The organism is Microbacterium sp. GW821-FHT01D02, assembly GCF_059422585.1.
The window spans coordinates 116,197-131,721 of sequence record NZ_JBWKXB010000005.1 but is presented as its reverse complement, the minus strand read 5'-3'; the positions used below and the strand labels follow the sequence as shown (position 1 = coordinate 131,721).

Annotated in this window: 14 protein-coding genes; 4 read left to right on the top strand and 10 right to left on the bottom strand. The window is 71.7% G+C overall.

Features of this window, described 5'->3' with window-relative positions; translation table 11 throughout:
• The first annotated feature begins 32 nt into the window (after nt 1-32).
• Nucleotides 33-956, top strand: a complete 924-nt coding sequence (locus AC07VM_RS18735; protein WP_267418533.1) for an AAA family ATPase — start codon at nt 33-35, stop codon at nt 954-956.
• Complete coding sequence (locus AC07VM_RS18730; RefSeq protein ID WP_494912738.1) at nt 957-2,264, top strand: DUF58 domain-containing protein; 1,308 nt, start codon at nt 957-959, stop codon at nt 2,262-2,264.
• A 4-nt stretch (nt 2,265-2,268) separates the two neighbouring features.
• Here AC07VM_RS18730 and AC07VM_RS18725 read toward each other — a convergent pair whose 3' ends face one another.
• Nucleotides 2,269-3,261: a stage II sporulation protein M gene (locus AC07VM_RS18725; protein ID WP_494912773.1), complete on the bottom strand. Its 993-nt coding sequence runs from the start codon at nt 3,259-3,261 to the stop codon at nt 2,269-2,271.
• Nucleotides 3,262-3,277: 16 nt separating this feature from the next.
• On the opposite strand from AC07VM_RS18725, the gene AC07VM_RS18720 reads away from it, so the two are divergent.
• Nucleotides 3,278-4,087, top strand: coding sequence for an RDD family protein (locus AC07VM_RS18720; RefSeq protein ID WP_494912736.1), 810 nt, complete (start codon nt 3,278-3,280; stop codon nt 4,085-4,087).
• Nucleotides 4,088-4,120: 33 nt separating this feature from the next.
• On the opposite strand, the gene ahcY is transcribed toward AC07VM_RS18720, so the two are convergent.
• The 5 genes from ahcY to AC07VM_RS18695 form a co-directional block, all read right to left on the bottom strand.
• Nucleotides 4,121-5,566 carry an adenosylhomocysteinase gene (gene ahcY / locus AC07VM_RS18715; protein ID WP_494912735.1) on the bottom strand — a complete coding sequence of 482 codons (1,446 nt, stop codon included), beginning with the start codon at nt 5,564-5,566 and terminating at the stop codon, nt 4,121-4,123.
• Between the two features lie 42 nt (nt 5,567-5,608).
• A complete protein-coding gene (locus tag AC07VM_RS18710; protein ID WP_267417949.1) occupies nt 5,609-6,823 on the bottom strand; it encodes an ABC transporter permease in 1,215 nt (404 codons plus the stop codon).
• Nucleotides 6,820-7,572, bottom strand: a complete 753-nt coding sequence (locus AC07VM_RS18705; protein ID WP_267417948.1) for an ABC transporter ATP-binding protein — start codon at nt 7,570-7,572, stop codon at nt 6,820-6,822. The genes AC07VM_RS18710 and AC07VM_RS18705 overlap by 4 nt, the downstream gene beginning before the upstream one ends.
• Complete coding sequence (locus AC07VM_RS18700) at nt 7,569-8,495, bottom strand: efflux RND transporter periplasmic adaptor subunit (RefSeq protein ID WP_494912733.1); 927 nt, start codon at nt 8,493-8,495, stop codon at nt 7,569-7,571. Before AC07VM_RS18700 ends, AC07VM_RS18705 begins: the two co-directional genes overlap by 4 nt.
• Nucleotides 8,496-8,596: 101 nt before the next feature.
• Entirely contained in the window at nt 8,597-8,803 is a 207-nt protein-coding gene (locus AC07VM_RS18695) for a DUF3499 family protein (RefSeq protein WP_267417946.1), read from the bottom strand.
• Between the two features lie 77 nt (nt 8,804-8,880).
• Here AC07VM_RS18695 and AC07VM_RS18690 point away from each other — a divergent pair, with 77 nt between their 5' ends.
• The gene (locus AC07VM_RS18690; RefSeq protein ID WP_267417945.1) at nt 8,881-9,309 is read left to right on the top strand and encodes a hypothetical protein; all 429 of its coding nucleotides are present in this window, start codon (nt 8,881-8,883) and stop codon (nt 9,307-9,309) included.
• Between the two features lie 36 nt (nt 9,310-9,345).
• Here AC07VM_RS18690 and AC07VM_RS18685 read toward each other — a convergent pair whose 3' ends face one another.
• The 4 genes from AC07VM_RS18685 to manA all read right to left on the bottom strand — a co-directional run bounded on the left by AC07VM_RS18685 (nt 9,346) and on the right by manA (nt 15,494).
• Nucleotides 9,346-10,728: a DUF5719 family protein gene (locus AC07VM_RS18685; protein WP_494912732.1), complete on the bottom strand. Its 1,383-nt coding sequence runs from the start codon at nt 10,726-10,728 to the stop codon at nt 9,346-9,348.
• Nucleotides 10,725-13,763: a glycosyltransferase gene (locus tag AC07VM_RS18680; protein ID WP_494912730.1), complete on the bottom strand. Its 3,039-nt coding sequence runs from the start codon at nt 13,761-13,763 to the stop codon at nt 10,725-10,727. The genes AC07VM_RS18685 and AC07VM_RS18680 overlap by 4 nt, the downstream gene beginning before the upstream one ends.
• 119 nt (nt 13,764-13,882) lie before the next feature.
• Nucleotides 13,883-14,203, bottom strand: coding sequence for a WhiB family transcriptional regulator (locus AC07VM_RS18675; RefSeq protein WP_136043639.1), 321 nt, complete (start codon nt 14,201-14,203; stop codon nt 13,883-13,885).
• Nucleotides 14,204-14,363: 160 nt separating this feature from the next.
• Nucleotides 14,364-15,494, bottom strand: coding sequence for a mannose-6-phosphate isomerase, class I (gene manA / locus AC07VM_RS18670; protein WP_494912728.1), 1,131 nt, complete (start codon nt 15,492-15,494; stop codon nt 14,364-14,366).
• Nucleotides 15,495-15,525: the final 31 nt, after the last annotated feature.

Sequence of the window (15,525 nt, the reverse complement as noted above, 5' to 3'; positions counted from 1 at the left end):
CGTCCACTGACGACGCCGCGCTTCGTCAGGCCATGCACCGGGTGCGCACCGAGGTCGACAAGGCGGTCGTCGGCCAGGCCGGCACCGTCACGGGCCTGCTGGTGTCGCTGCTCGCGCGCGGCCATGTGCTCCTCGAAGGCGTCCCCGGCGTCGCCAAGACGCTCGTCGTCCGCTCGTTCGCGCGGGCCCTCGGCCTCGACACCAAGCGGGTGCAGTTCACGCCCGACCTGATGCCGGGTGACGTGACGGGCTCGCTCGTGTACGACGCGCGCACCGGCGAGTTCGACTTCCGCGCCGGACCGGTGTTCACGAACATCCTCCTCGCGGACGAGATCAACCGGACGCCGCCGAAGACGCAGGCGGCACTCCTCGAGGCGATGGAGGAGCGTCAGGTGTCCGCCGACGGCGTCAGCCGCCCGCTGCCCGATCCGTTCCTCGTCGCCGCCACCCAGAACCCCATCGAGCACGAGGGCACGTACTCGCTCCCCGAGGCGCAGCTGGACCGCTTCCTGATGAAGCTCGTGGTCGGCATGCCGGAGCGCGACGCCGAGGTGTCGGTGCTCCGCCGCCATGCCGAGGGCTTCTCCCCGCGCGAGCTGACCGGTGTCGAGGCCGTCGTCACCGCGGACGAGATCCGTGCGGCGCAGGGTGCGGCCGCAGCCGTCGAGGTCACGGACGACGTGCTCGGATACGTCGTCGACCTCGCCCGTGCGACCCGCCAGTCCCCCTCGGTCGAGCTCGGCGCCAGCCCGCGAGCCTCCACCGGGCTCCTCGCGGCGGCCAAGGCCTGGGCCTGGCTCAACGCCTCCTCCGCCGTGACACCCGACCATGTGCAGACGATGCTGGTGCCGGTGTGGCGTCACCGCCTGCAGCTGCGGCCCGACGCGCAGATGGAGGGCGTGTCCGCCGACGCGGTGCTCACCTCCGTGGTGCAGCAGACCCGGGTTCCGATCTAGGTGTTCGTCACCGGCCGTCTCGCCGTCGCCCTCGCCGTGGGCGTCATCCCGCTCGTCCTCGCCGGGCTCGCGGGCTATCCGGCGTACGCGGTCCTCGGCGCGTGGATCGGCCTGTGCGTGCTCCTGGTCGCCCTGGACGTCGTGCTCGCCGCCAGCCCCCGATCCGTGACCGTGACACGCCGGGTTCCGAAGCGCGCCCGCCTCGGCGAGCCGGTGCCGGTGAGCGTCGCGATCCACAATCACGGCACCAGGACGCTGCACGCGCTGATCCGCGACGCGTGGCAGCCCACGGCCGGCGCCCCGGACGAGCGTCAGCACCTGCACATTCCCGCGGGTGAGCGCGGGCGCGTCGAGCTCCCGCTCCGTCCACGCCGTCGCGGCGAGCTGGTGAGCGAGTTCGTCATGATCCGCTCACGTGGCCCGCTGGGTCTCGCCGGCCGTCAGGCGCGGCACCTCGTGCGCGGCGCGATCCGTGTGCTCCCCGCCTTCTCCTCCCGCAAGCACCTCCCGTCCCGCCTGGCACGGCTGCGCGAGCTGGACGGCAACACCAGCATCCAGGTGCGGGGCCAGGGCACCGAGTTCGACTCGCTGCGCGAATACGTGCGCGGCGACGACGTGCGCTCGATCGACTGGCGTGCCACGGCTCGTGCCGGCACGACGATGCTGCGGACCTGGCGTCCGGAGCGCGATCGCCACGTCGTCATCATCATCGACACCGGCCGCACCTCCGCGGCGCGCGTGGGCGACGGCACGAGGGTCGATGCGTCGCTCGAGGCCGCTCTGCTGCTCGCGGCTCTCGCCTCCCGGGCCGGCGACCACGTGCACCTGCTCATGTACGACCGCGTCGTGCGTGGCCGGGTGACCGGTGTCGACGGCGCCGCACTCCTCCCCGCGCTGACGGACGCGATGGCCCCCGTGCACGCGCGCCTGGTCGACACCGACTGGCACGGCGCGTTCGCCGCGGTGCGCACGCTCACCACCCGCCCCTCGCTGATCGTGGTGCTCACCGCACAGGACGCCGCGGAATCGGCCCGAAGCTTCCTCGGGGCCTTCCCGAACGCGTCGCGCGCGACCTCCGTCCTGGTCGGATCGGTGACCGATGACGGCATCGCGACGCTCGCACGCGGCCGGGGCTCGCGGGAGGAGGTGTACCTCGCCGCGGCGGCCGAGCGCACGCTCCGCGACGCGGAGAACGTCGCCGATGCGATCCGCCGGGCCGGCGGAGAGGCCATCGCCGCCGATCCCGAGGAACTCCCCCCGCGGATCGCGGACCGCTACCTGGAGCTCAAGGCCGCCGGGCGACTCTGACCCGTCAGCCGGCGATGAGGCGCGGAGTGCCGGCCTCGTACTCGACGAGGTCGCCGGTCTCCCCGCGACGATGCGCCCGGCCGCCGATGACGACCATGTAGATGAGGAACACCGCGAGGGCGGCGGCGCCGACGCCGATCTTCACCGGCCACGGCAGGGCCCATCCGGTGACGAAGCCCTCCACGAGCCCGGCCAGGAACAGCGCGAAGACGAGACCGAGTGCGACGGTCGCGAGGGCTCTCCCCTGCTCGGCCAGCGCTTCCCCGCGCGAGCGGCGTCCGGGTGCCACCCAGGCCCAGAAGACGTGCAGTCCCGCGGCGGCCGCGACGAAGATGCAGGTCATCTCGAGCATGCCGTGCGGCAGGATGTAGAGCACCATCAGGTCGGCCTTGTCGTGCGCTGCCATCACCGCACCCGAGATGCCGAGTCCCATCGCGTTCTGCACCAGCATGTACACCGGCCAGATTCCCGTCACGCCGAAGAGCACGCACTGCATGGCGATCCAGGCGTTGTTCGTCCACACCATGCCCATGAACACCGCGGCGGGGTTCTCCGTGTAGTACCCCGTGAAGCTCTCGTCGGCGTACTGCTGCAGCGCGTCGGGCGTGCCGAGGGTGGCCACGAGCGCGGGGTCGTTCGCGATCCAGGCGGCGGTCCCGACGGCGACGGCGACGAAGGAGATCGCGATGATCAGCGTCGTCCAGCGCAGCCGGTAGAGCGCGGCCGGAAGCTGCAGGGTGAAGAACCGGGCGGTCTGGGTCAGGATGCTGTCGGAGGCGCCGGTGAGGCGCAGCCTCGCGCGCACCAGGATCGTGGAGAGGTAGGCGCCCTGCGGGGAGTCGCCGACCGACGTCTTCAACTCGGCCAGATCGGCGGAGGCCGCACGGTACCGCACGATCAGCTCGTCCACCCCGGCACCGTCGAGCCGGGCGCGGCTGAGCTCGTCCAACCGCTCCCACTCCGCGCGGCGTGCATCAGTCAGCGCATCGGCATCCACCTGATTTACTGTACTCATGTCCGTCCCGATCGACGTCTCCGACGAGGTGCTCTCCGGCGAAGCCGTCGCGATCGACGTGCAGCCCGTCGGATTCCTGCTGCGGGCGCTCGGTGCCGCGATCGACATGCTCCTCGGCTATGCCGTGTTCGTCCTCTGGCTGTTCCTGCGCATCTGGCTGCTCGATGCCGGAGTGCTGGACGACGCGACGGACCGCATCGCGACGGTGTCGGCGCTCGTGGTGAGCTTCGTGGTGCTGCCGATCACGATGGAGATGGCACTCAAGGGTCGGAGCCTCGGCAAGCTCGCGGTCGGCGGACGGATCGTCCGCGTGGACGGGGGCGCCGCCGGCTTCCGACACGCGTTCATCCGCGCCCTGCTCGGTGTGCTGGAGATCTACATGACGTTCGGCGGCATCGCGGTGCTCGTCGGCGCGTTCAACGCGCGGTCGCAGCGACTGGGCGACCTGGTCGCCGGCACGTACAGTCAGCGCGTGCGCACACCGGCGCTCGCGTCGCACGCCCCGGTGCTGCCCCCGAACCTGGCCGGATGGGCGCAGATCGCCGATGTCGCGCGCCTCCCCGACCGACTGGCGCGCCGCATCTCCCAGTTCCTGGTGAGCGCCCCGCGCATGACCCCCGCCGCGCGTGCGCGCGTGGCGCAGGATCTGCTCACGGAAGCGACGCCCTTCGTGTCGCCGGTGCCTCCGGTCCCGGCGGAGCAGGTCCTCCTCGGCGTCACCGTGCTCCGCCGCGAGCGCGAGCGCCGCGCGCTGGAGAACTCCGACCGCCGAGCCGAGCGGCTCACCGGCAGGCGCGTCGGCGTCTGATCCCGAGCATGCGCGTCCGGAGCGGCGCCCCGCTCAGTAGCGGTAGTGCTCGAGCTTGTACGGGCCGTCCACCGGAACGCCGATGTACGCCGCCTGCTCGTCGCTGAGCGTCGTCAGCTCCACCCCGAGAGCGTCGAGGTGCAGCCGGGCGACCTTCTCATCGAGCGCCTTGGGGAGCACGTACACACCGGTCGGGTAGTCCTCGATGCGCGTGTACAGCTCCAGCTGGGCGAGCACCTGGTTGGTGAAGGAGGCGCTCATCACGAACGAGGGATGCCCGGTGGCGTTGCCGAGGTTCATCAGGCGGCCCTCGCTGAGCACCAGCACGCTGCGTCCGCTCGGCAGACGCCACTCGTGCACCTGCGGCTTGATCTCGATCTTCTCCGCACCATCGACCGCCTCAAGACCCGCCATGTCGATCTCGTTGTCGAAGTGCCCGACGTTGGCGACGATCGCGAGGTGCTTCAGGGCCAGCAGGTGCTCGGTCGTGACGACGTCGCGGTTGCCGGTGCCGGTCACGACGATGTCGACCTCACCGGCCACGTCGATCAGCCGCGCCACCTGGAAGCCGTCCATGGCGGCCTGCAGAGCGCAGATCGGGTCGACCTCGCTCACGATCACCCGGGCGCCCTGTCCGCGCAGCGCCTCGGCCGCCCCCTTGCCGACATCGCCGTAGCCGCACACGAACGCGACCTTGCCCCCGATGAGCACGTCCGTGGCGCGGTTGAGCCCGTCGGGGAGGGAGTGACGGATGCCGTACTTGTTGTCGAACTTGCTCTTGGTCACCGAGTCGTTGACGTTGATCGCGGGGAAGAGCAGCTCCCCCGAGGCCGCGAGCTCGTACAGGCGGTGCACCCCGGTCGTGGTCTCCTCGGTCACGCCGATGAGTCCGGCGGCGACCTTCGTCCAGCGATCGTTCGACCCCGCCAGCGACGAGCGCAGCAGCTCGAGGATGATCGCGTACTCGTGCGAGTCACTGTCGGTCGCGGCGGGCACCACGCCCGCCTTCTCGAACTCCACGCCCTTGTGGACGAGCAACGTCGCGTCACCGCCGTCGTCGAGGATCAGGTTGGGGCCGTCGAAGCCCGACGACGACCAGTCGAAGATGCGCGCGGTGCAGGCCCAGTACTCGTCGAGCGTCTCCCCCTTCCAGGCGAAGACGGGCACACCGGCGGGCGCATCGACCGTGCCGCCGGGACCGACCACGACAGCCGCGGCCGCCTCGTCCTGCGTGGAGAAGATGTTGCAGCTGGCCCACCGGACCTCCGCGCCCAGCGCCACGAGCGTCTCGATGAGGACCGCGGTCTGCACGGTCATATGCAGGGAGCCCGCGATCCTCGCGCCCTTCAGCGGCTGCGCCGCGCCGAACTCCTCGCGCAGGGCCATGAGGCCCGGCATCTCGTTCTCGGCCAGCCGCAGCTGGTGACGACCTGCTTCGGCGAGGGACAGGTCGGCGACGCGGTACTCGAGCTCTGACATGCCCACATTCTTACACCCGCGGAAAGTCGGAGTCCTTGCGTGTCAGAAGCGGATCGCGTCGATCACCTTCACCCGCAGCGCGACGAGCGCGGGGATGAATCCGGAGACCGCGCCCACGATCACGGAGGCGATGAGACCGACGACCGCGGCCCGCATCGGGAACGGCGGGATGTCCTGGATGCCGTAGAACAGCGAGTTCACGACCCACTCCGAGCGCAGCACGGCGACGACGATGGCGATCCCGATCACCCCGGCGACGGTCGTGGCGACCAGGCTCTCCAGGAAGACCGCGAAGAACACGCGCCCCGAACTGGCGCCGAACGCGCGTCGGACGCCGATCTCCCGCACCCGCTGACGCATCGCCACGAGCTGGATGTTGATCAGGCTGAGCGCTCCGAGCGCCAGGATGAGCGAGGCGATGCCGCCCGTGATCATCTCGAAGGTGGCCTGCGCGTCCATGGCGCCCGGCTGCGCGGCCCAGTCGGTGCGACTCACCGAGACCGTCTGGCCCTCCGGCAGCCCGGCCCGGAGATCCATCGCCAGGACCGGCCCGATCGCGTCGGCCTGGTCGGCGCCGACCCACACCTCGTACTGCGTCGTGGTGTCCTGAGGAAGCGCGTCCACCCGCGCGCGGTACGCGTCGTAGAGCAGATCGACCCGCATCTCCTCATCGCCGAACCCCTGGCGCGGGACGATGCCGACGACCTGATAGGTGCCGCCGGCCGGGCCGTTGAGCGACAGGGTCGGATGCTGGTCCAGCGGCACCCGTCCGAGACGCTCCCAGACCGGCTCGGTGATCACGACCGGCGGGGACAGCGCCTCCGTGTCGGAGTCGAGGAACCAGCGTCCCTCGAGGAGCCGCTCCCGGTGGATCTCGGAGTAGGCCGGGTCGATCAACCGCGCGGAGACGGGAGTGACCCCGTCCGGCAGCTGCACGTCCTGCACCATGCCCTGCACGATCCGGGCCGTGTGGCTGAACTCGAACCGCTCCGACACTCGTCGGAAGCGCTCGTCGAAGTCGTCCGTGTTCACCGGCTGTCCGTCGGCGCTGCCCACGGACACCGCGATGGTGGCCGCGCGTCCGCCCCAGCGGTCCGACTGCTCGGCCTGGAACTGGCGCTGGTACTCCGAGATCGCCACGACGGCCGTGAGCGCGCCGACCGACACGGCGATGCCGATCAGGCTGAGCAGCACCCGCAGTTTGTGGACGCGGATCTCCGCCCAGGCGTCGGAGAGCGCACCGAGGAGACCGGTCATGAGACACCTTCCGACAGTGCGGACGGCACCGGAGCCGCGAGGGTCGATGCCTCGAAGGCGCGGGTGAGGTCGGCGGCCTCCAGCCGTCCGGCGTCCAGGCGATAGTGCCGACGCGCGCGTGCGGCGACATGGAGATCGTGCGTGATGGTGACCAGCGCCGCGTCCGTCTCGGTCGCCACCTCGTCGAGGAGCGACATGACGGCGGCGCCGGTGTCGATGTCGAGCGCTCCGGTCGGCTCGTCGGCGAGGATCAGGACGGGCTTGCGCACCAGCGCCCGAGCGATCGCGACGCGCTGCTGCTCGCCGCCGGAGAGCTTGTCGGCGATCTGGTCGACCCGGTGGCCGAGGCCCACGCGCTCCAGCATGTCCGCTGCGATCTGCCGGCGGTTCCAGAACATCCGCCCCTTGGCGTGGCCGAGCGGCATCGCCACGTTGTCGAGCGCCGTGCGCCCGGGGAGCAGGTTGAACTGCTGGAAGACGAATCCGACGTTGTCGCCACGCAGCCGGTCCAGCCGCCCCGACCGCATGCGACGCACCTCGCGCCCCTCGAAGGAGACGGTGCCGGAGGTCGGCGCGTCGAGCATCCCCAGGATGTTGAGCAGCGTCGACTTGCCGGAGCCGGAGCGCCCGACGATCGAGACGTGATCACCGGCGCCGACCTCCAGGGTGATGCCGCGGAGGATCTCGAGACGCGAGTCGTCGGCGAGGAGGACGCTCTTGGCGACGTCCTCGAGTGCGACCAGACTCACCAGCTGATCCCGCTGTCGCACTGCTCCACGCCCGGCGACACCTCGTAGCAGTACTCCTCGACCGGCGCGACGAATCCGGGGACGAACTGGCGGATGTTGTCCCCCTCGGCCAGCCCCTCGGTGACCTCCACCATCGCCCCGTCGTTGACGCCGAGCGTGACCGCGCGCTTTTCAGGGTCGGAGCCGTCGGCGGCATCCACCCAGACGTTGCCCGTGCCCGAGCCGCCCTGGACCGCGGTCACCGGGATCACGAGCGCGTCGTCGACCTGGCCGAGCGCGAGGTCCATCGTCGCGGGGAGTCCGGCGAAAACGGTCTCTCCCGTCGGGATCGCGCAGCGCACGCTCGCGGTGCCCTCCGCGGTGACCTGCACGCGCACACCGGTGCAGGCGAACGGCGCGGGGCCGCCGGTGATCGTGACGGTCGCCTCCTTGGGCGCGTTGACCAGGCGGTACAACTGCACCGGCTCGACCGTCGCGAGCAGGTGGTACCGCGCCGGAGTGATCTTGTAGGTCTCGGTGCCGACCGAGGTCATCTGACCCTTGACGAGCGCGATCTCCGATACGTCGCCGGCCTCGGGGGCGAGCACGTCGATGTCCTTGCGGGGATATTCCTGCCGGACGGTGAAGAGCTTCTGCCCCTTGCTCACGGCCGCCCCCTCACCGACGTGCACCGCGGTGACCGTCCCGTCGATCTCGCTGCGCACGGGGTAGACCTCGTCGCGGGCCACGTTGCCGCTCAGGCTCAGCGCGTTGACGACCGACCCGCGTTCCACGGCCACGATCGGGTCCGTGATCGCGGCTTCGGGGCTCACGATGCTCTCCGCCCGATCGGGGAAGAAGGCGATCTTGACGAGCGCAGCCGCGCATGCGCCGAAGACCAGCACGAGAAGCAGGGGGAAGATCCAGCGACGCCAGACGATCACGAGTGCCTTTCCGGCAACGCCGCCCTGGCACGCCTGCGGTCAGCGTACCGAGAAATCATTTCCCGGTATAGCGTTAGCGACCGCGTGTCGCGTCGATGCGCTCAGGCGCGGAGCGCCTCGTGCCGCACCACGAGCCAGCCGGCCGGAACGGACATCCGTTCCGCGTGCGGCGAGCACAGGTCGTGGGCCTGGGGATCGTTCGCGGCGCCGAGCGGACCGAGGGCCGCCATCTGATCTCCATAGTCGTAGGTGAGGGTGGCCACGGCTTCTCGCGCGCAGCCGACCTTCGAGCACAGTCGTCCGTCCATCCCCGTCAGCGTACGACCGGCGCGTGGCGCCCCGGGGATGCCGCGCCGCACACACCGGCACCGCCTAGACTTTCGTCATGCCCCGTCGCCGCGCCCCTCATGCCTCCGTCGCTCCCCGGCGCGGTGCTCGGCACGGCCGACACGGGCGCCTGGGGCGAAGCGAGGTCGTCCGTCCCCCGCTCGCGCCCCTCGACGGGCGTCTGGACCGCTTCGACCTGACTGTCGGCACCGCCGTCGAGTTCCTCCGCGGCACCTGGCCCGAGCTGCAGGACGTCCGGTTCGAGATCGGCGCGATCCCGGGCTTCGAGACCGCCGAGGAGGTGCCGCGCTGGTACCTCGACCGGGAGAACCGGCGCATCGTGCTGTTCCGGCTGCCGATCGAGCGTCTGCTGCCTCCGGGACACGATGACGCCGCGCACCGGCGGATGGCCATCGAGAGCGCGGTGTTCCGTGCGGCGGCGGAGTACGTCGGCCGCGAGCCCTGGGACCTCGGTCACGACCACTGATCCGCACGTACGGACGGTCCGCCCGTCCCCGCGTGGTCAGGGATAGACCGTGATCGACTTCTCGACTCCGGCGCTCGGCTGTACCGGGAGCACCGCGAGTGCGCCTGCCGCGGTCATCGTGACGGCGGCGTGCACCGCCGTCGACGTCCGCATCCGGTACGTCGAGCCGGCTTCCAGCTCGACCCCGAGGGTCTCGCCCGCGGGGACGACGATCTCCTGCGACGGACCTCCGTCGAGCGGTTCGATCGTCACGGCCGCCTCCTCCTCGGAGGCGTTCGCGACCTGCAGACGCGGCGCCGGCCCCGAGGGCACCGCGAACACCACGTCGTCGTCGATCTCCGGCGCGGGCGTGACCCACGCGAAGTCCGCATCGCGGCCGAACCCGTCCTGCTGACGGAGCGCGGCGAGAACAGCGGCGTCGGCTTCGACCTCGACCGTGTATCGACCCGGCGTGAGGTCGCTGAGCGCCACCTGGGACGGCAGGTCGGTCTCGAGCGGGACGGTGAACTCGTCCGCCACGGACGAGGAGCCCTCCGCCAGGACCCGCACGCGCGCCTGGGCGTCGTGGCCCGCGGCGAGCAGTCGCAGCACCGCCATCTCGCCGTCATCGCCGTCGGAGGGGAACACCTCCACACCGGTGAGCACGAGCTTCTGCTGCGGACCGGGAACCGAATCCTGCAGATCGATGCCCGCGGGATCCAGCACCTGGATGAGAGAGGACTGCAGCACCGCTCTGACCGGCGCTCCGACGGCCGACACCCGGACGACGGGAGTGCTGCTGCCCGTCGCGATGGAGGTGAGCGGAAGCGCGATCTGCGTGCGCGCGGGAACCACCACGGTGCGCGCGCCCCGCGTCTCGCCGTACACGGAGAGCGCCACTGTCGACGGCACCTCGGAGGCGTTCGTGAGCGTCACGATGTCCTCGGTGCCGGTGTCGGTGCTGCCGCCGACGAGCCATGAGTCGAGGCGCGGCGTCCCGCAGGGCACCGCCGCGTACCCGGCGAGGTCGTCTGCTGCCGCCGTCACGGACTCCGCACCGGCGATCAGCGGCGCCGAGCGTTCTTGGACCGTCCCGGTGAGCACCGGGACCTCGGCGGCGCCCGGCAGATCCTGGACCGACAGCCCGACGGAGGCCGGGGCACCGGACGTGCCGCCGACGGTCAGGGTGGGCGACCCAGCGGGGCTCATCGCGAGCGGATCCCCCGCATCGCGTCCGAGCGCCCGCAGGTCGCCGTTGCACACGAGCACGCTGTCGCCCGGAAGAGGAGTGACGGCGACCTGGGCGGGGTCGTTTCGGACGACCGGCCAGGGGGCGTGCACCGCGGCGGTGACGCCGACCACGCAGGCAACGATGACCGCCGCGCCGGTGACGACACGGGCACCCGTCGCAGCGACCCGGAATGCGCGCGATCCGCTCATCGGTCCTCCTTCTCCGGTGCCGTCGCCGACGTCCCGTCCTCGTCGTCCGCAGCGGGCGGCTCATCGCCGGATGCCGGGTGCTCCTCGTCCGGGGCGTCCGCCTCGGCGATCGGCGCCAGCGCCTCGTCGTCGAGCGCGGCGGCGTCCTGCGGGTCCTCGATCGTGCCGACCGGGGCCAGCTCGTCGGGGAGCTCCTCGCGGTCCTCGGCGTGCCGAGGAAGCACGAGGGGCTCATCCGGCGCGCGGCCGACGATACGGGACTGCGCACGCGCGGCCCGTCGCGACGCGCGGGTCGGGATCGAGAGCAGCAGCGCGGCGAGCACCGCCATCAGCTGCAGCGTGATCACGAGACGGGCGCTGCCCTGCTGGGTGGGCGTCAGCGTGGGCGGATCGGCGACGTCGGCCTCCAGCCGCCAGAGCGTGCCGCGATCGGTCTTGCCGGCATGCATCAGACCGGGGCGCTGATCGATCGCCGCGACCGCCGCCGTGCGGAGGGCACGAGCCTGGTCGCCCTCCCCGCTCGGCACCTGTGCGATCAGGACGTGGCTGATGCCCTTCGCCGCCAGCTCGCCGGGGGCATCGAAGTCGCGGGCGGAGAGCAGATCCACGGCGAGCGTGGAGATGTCCGTGCCCTGCGGCGTCACGGCGGTCGAGATCATGGTCGACTCCGAGCCGAGCGTCTCACTCGCACCCCAGACGACCTCGACGGCGAGACCGCCGTCGTTCTGCGGGGTGAGTACGAGCGTCGAGACCGCGCGATCACCGGCGGCCTGCGCAGCCACGTAGGCGGGCAGCGTCGATTCCGGACCGTTCGCGAGGACCGAGCGCCCGGCATGGAAAGCGGTGAGCGCGGGAACCGCGCAGACCGCCAGTGCCACGCCGGCGACGACGGCGGTGAGGATCCTCAGGCGAGGAAGGGTGATCGCGGTGTCCAGCGTCACGAGCGCGGCTCCGACCACTCCGACCCAGGCGAGGCTGAGTCCGGCACCCGGCCAGATCGCCACCGCTGCCCCCTGGGCGAAGCTGACCGAGATGCCGACGGCGAAGAACGCGGTCGCGAGACCGGCCAGCGCCACGACGAGGAGGGTGATCCCGGCGCGCCATCGCGGGGCGACGGCGGCGCCGAGAGCCAGCAGGGCGATCGGCGCGCACAGGAGGGGCGCCCACATCCCGAACGGCTCGGACACGAACGACATCCAGCCGGCGAGATCCGTCGTCGGGAAGCCGGTGGCGAGGGCCAGCCGACCGGCGGCGTCCGCTGCGGCCTGGGGTCCGGCCCAGATCGCGCCGGGGTCGCCGAGCAGCGCCAGCGGCGTCCCGTGCGCGAGCTGCCAGAAGACCAGCGGCGCGAACAGCGCGATCGTCGGCACGGGCAGCCACAACAGACGTCCCGCACCGCGGAACTGCGCCGTGCCGAGCACGATGCCCAGCGCCACCACCCACAGGAGGGCGAGGGCGGGTGCCAGCGAGGGGGCACAGGCGAGAACGGCCGCGAGCAGCAGCGAGGCACTTCCGGCCGCACCCCAGGACCGGTGGGCCACCACGGCCGTGTGGAAGAGCCAGGGAAGGAGGAGATGGACGAGGACCGCGGTCGGACGCCCGTCGACGAGAGCCGTGAGGAAGGTGGGGGCGAGAGCCCACGCGACGCCCGCGAAGATCCGCAGACCCGCACGGTCGGTCACCCTGGTCGCCGCGAACCAGCCGCCCAGCACCGCGAGCGGAAGGGCGAGGATCCACAGGAGCACCATCGCGAACGACGGGCCGGCCGGCCACAGCGAGCCCAGCACGGCCACCACCGAGGCGAAGGGGTCGGCCGGGCCGATCAGGTCGACAGCCGTGCCGCGGACGCCCCAGGCCGCATCGCTCCAGAGGGCCGCGACGGTCTGCCGGAGGGGCAGGAGCGCTCCGCCGCCGAGAGCCGGCCACGCGAGGAGCGTCGTGAAGGACGCGATGCTGACGACCAGCGCGGCGAGCACGGCCCAGGCGCCTCCACCGGAGAAGAAGCGCAGCTCGCTGACGGCACCGCCCTCGCTGCCGTGACCGTCGTCCAGGCGCCGTCGAAGGTCCGATGCGCTCACCCGCAGCGGGGCGATGCTCGCCCACGTGGAGGAGCGGAACGCCCGGATGCGCGCCCGAGAGCGGGCGACGGCCCCGACGCGGAGCATCGCGGTGAGCGCTGCTCCCCATTCCGGGAGCACGGCTTCGGGACGCTTGCCGATGAGGTGCGTGATCGAGCGCCAGAGCGCGAGCGGCAGCAGGCTGAGCCAGTGGAGCGGCACGGCCGCGGCGGGTGCGTACGCCAGACGCCGGTGCAGCTGCGCGAGCCGCGTCACATAGGCGCGGCGGAACCGTCCGGACGGCAGCGCCGCGGGGCCTCCCGGAGCCGCAGAGATCCGTGCGCTCGGAGCGAGCACCACGCGACCTCCGCCGAGCCGGGCGCGCACACCGAGGTCGAGCCCTTCGTCGGCACCGGCGAGCGCCGGGTCCGGGCGGAGGGTGTCCCTGACCTCGCCGCGGATGAGGATGCCGCGGATGTCGGCGCCGAGAGCGTCGTCCATGCGGTCGTGCTGCCCCTGGTCGAGTTCCCCGGCGGCCAGCTCGACGGACCGGCCGAGCGCCGTCATGCTCACTCCGAGGGAGACGATCTCTCGGTCGTTGTCGGTCGCGACGAGCTTGGGGGCGATGATCGCTGCCGAGGGAGAGCGCTCCAGCGTGCCGCGCAGGCGCTCGAGCGCCCTCGGATGCGGAGCCGTGTCCTGGGCGAGCAGCCAGATGGCGGAGCCCTCACGCACCCGGGGCCGAGCGAGCTCGATCGCCTCGGTGAAGGAGGTCGTGGAGCGCGCCTCGATGATCCCCTCGACCGTCGCTGCCACCGCTTCGCTCTCGCGTGCGGTGGAGGCGTCGCCGCAGATGACGAGTGTCACGGCTTCGGCCGGTGCGGTCTGGGACCGCACGGCTTCGAGAGTGCGGAGGAGTTGCGCGCGGGAGGATGATCCGGGGCGCGCGACGATGATGGCGTGAACACGGGCTGGCATGGCCTCGCCAGCCTATGCGCGCCTTCGCCCCTGCCGACGCAGTGGATGCGGCGCGCCCGCGAAGCGATGCGGAGGATGCGCGACGGGGATGCGAGCTGCGTCGCCGGACCGCGAGCGGGTCAGCTGGCGCGGCGCTTGAGCTTGCGGCGCTCGCGCTCGGAGAGACCGCCCCAGATGCCGAACCGCTCATCGTTGTTGAGGGCGTATTCGAGGCATTCGCTGCGGACGTCGCACGTCGTGCAGATGCGCTTGGCGTCCCTGGTCGATCCGCCCTTCTCGGGGAAGAAGGCCTCGGGGTCGGTCTGCGAGCAGAGCGCATCCGCCTGCCAGGCGAGGGCGTTGTCGTCATCGGCGGCGTCCGTGCGCCGCACCCCGGGAACACCGAGGTTGATCGGATCGACGAACCAGTTCTCCGGTACGTCGGAACGGTATCCCGTCATCTCGATCTCCAACCCTGTCTCCGCCCCCCGGCGGGCCGTGCGCATGACTAATTACACCCGTGTCATTCGCTCCGGTCAAGTCGCGGATCGTAAACCCTCAAGCGACTCTTTAAGGTTCTTGCGGATCCCTCGGCGTGTCGCGACGGGGTCGCCGCGCGGCTCAGCGCCCGGGACTGGCGACGAACGCCTCGCCCGTTCCGGACAGGGTGAGGCGGGACTCGCCGTCGCTCGCGAAGGCCACGGTGCCGACGGCGACCGCGAGCTCCTCGCCCCCGGCCGACGTCACCGTCACGTCGCCGGCGGTCGCGAGCACCATCGTCGGTCCCGACACCTCGATCGCGACGGGGGCGCCGTCGAGGGCGACACGCGAGAGGGCGAAGTCGGGCACCGGAACCGGGTACGGCGTGACGGGGTCATCGCCCGCCGGACGCTGCACCGGCACCTCGCCCGGCGTCGTGTCGAGGATCGCGAGCAACTCGTCGACGTCGATGCGCTTGGGCGTGAGTCCCCCGCGGAGCACGTTGTCGCTCGCCGCCATGATCTCGACCCCGAGACCGGACAGGTACGCGTGCAGCAGCCCGGCGCGCAGGAACACCGCCTCGCCGCGACGCAGCACGACATGGTTCATGAGCAGGGCGACGACGACGCCGGGGTCGCCCGGATAGTTCTCCGCCACTCCCGCGATCGCCCGGAGCGTCGTGCCCCACTCCCCCGTGTCCGTCCGCCCGGACGCGTCCACGACCGCGGCGATGATGTCGTCGACCTCCTGCGGGGCCTCGCCGCCGAGAAGCCATCCGATCGTGTCCCGCAGCGCATCGCCGTCGGCGCTGAGGTGCGTCCGCAGGCGCAGGACGCCGTCGTTCCCGTCGAGCAGCTCGAGCAGCCCGAGGGTGTCGGCGACGGGGCGCAGGCCGCTCAGCGACTCGAACCGCTCGCTGAGCGCGACGATGAGCTCGGGCTTGTGGTTGTCGTCCCGATAGTTGCGTTGCGGGTCGTCCGCGGGGAGGCCGCTCTCCCGCTCCCAGCCGGCACGGGCCTGCTCGATCGTCGGGTGCACCTGGATCGAGAGCGGCCGCGCCGCGGCGAGCAGCTTCAGCAGGTACGGGAGGGTGCCACCGGTGACCTGATCGAGCGTGCCGTCTCCGGCGACGTCGGCGGGGTCGCCGGGGTGGTCTCCGAACCACACCTCCGCCTCTGGCGCGCCCGTGGGCGTGCGTCCTTCGAGTCCGGCGAGGAGGGTGTCGGACCCCCAGGCGTAGTCGCGGGGTGCGTTCGTGAGGCTCAGCAGCATGCCCCCAGCGTAGAGCCGCGCTGCGGCGTTC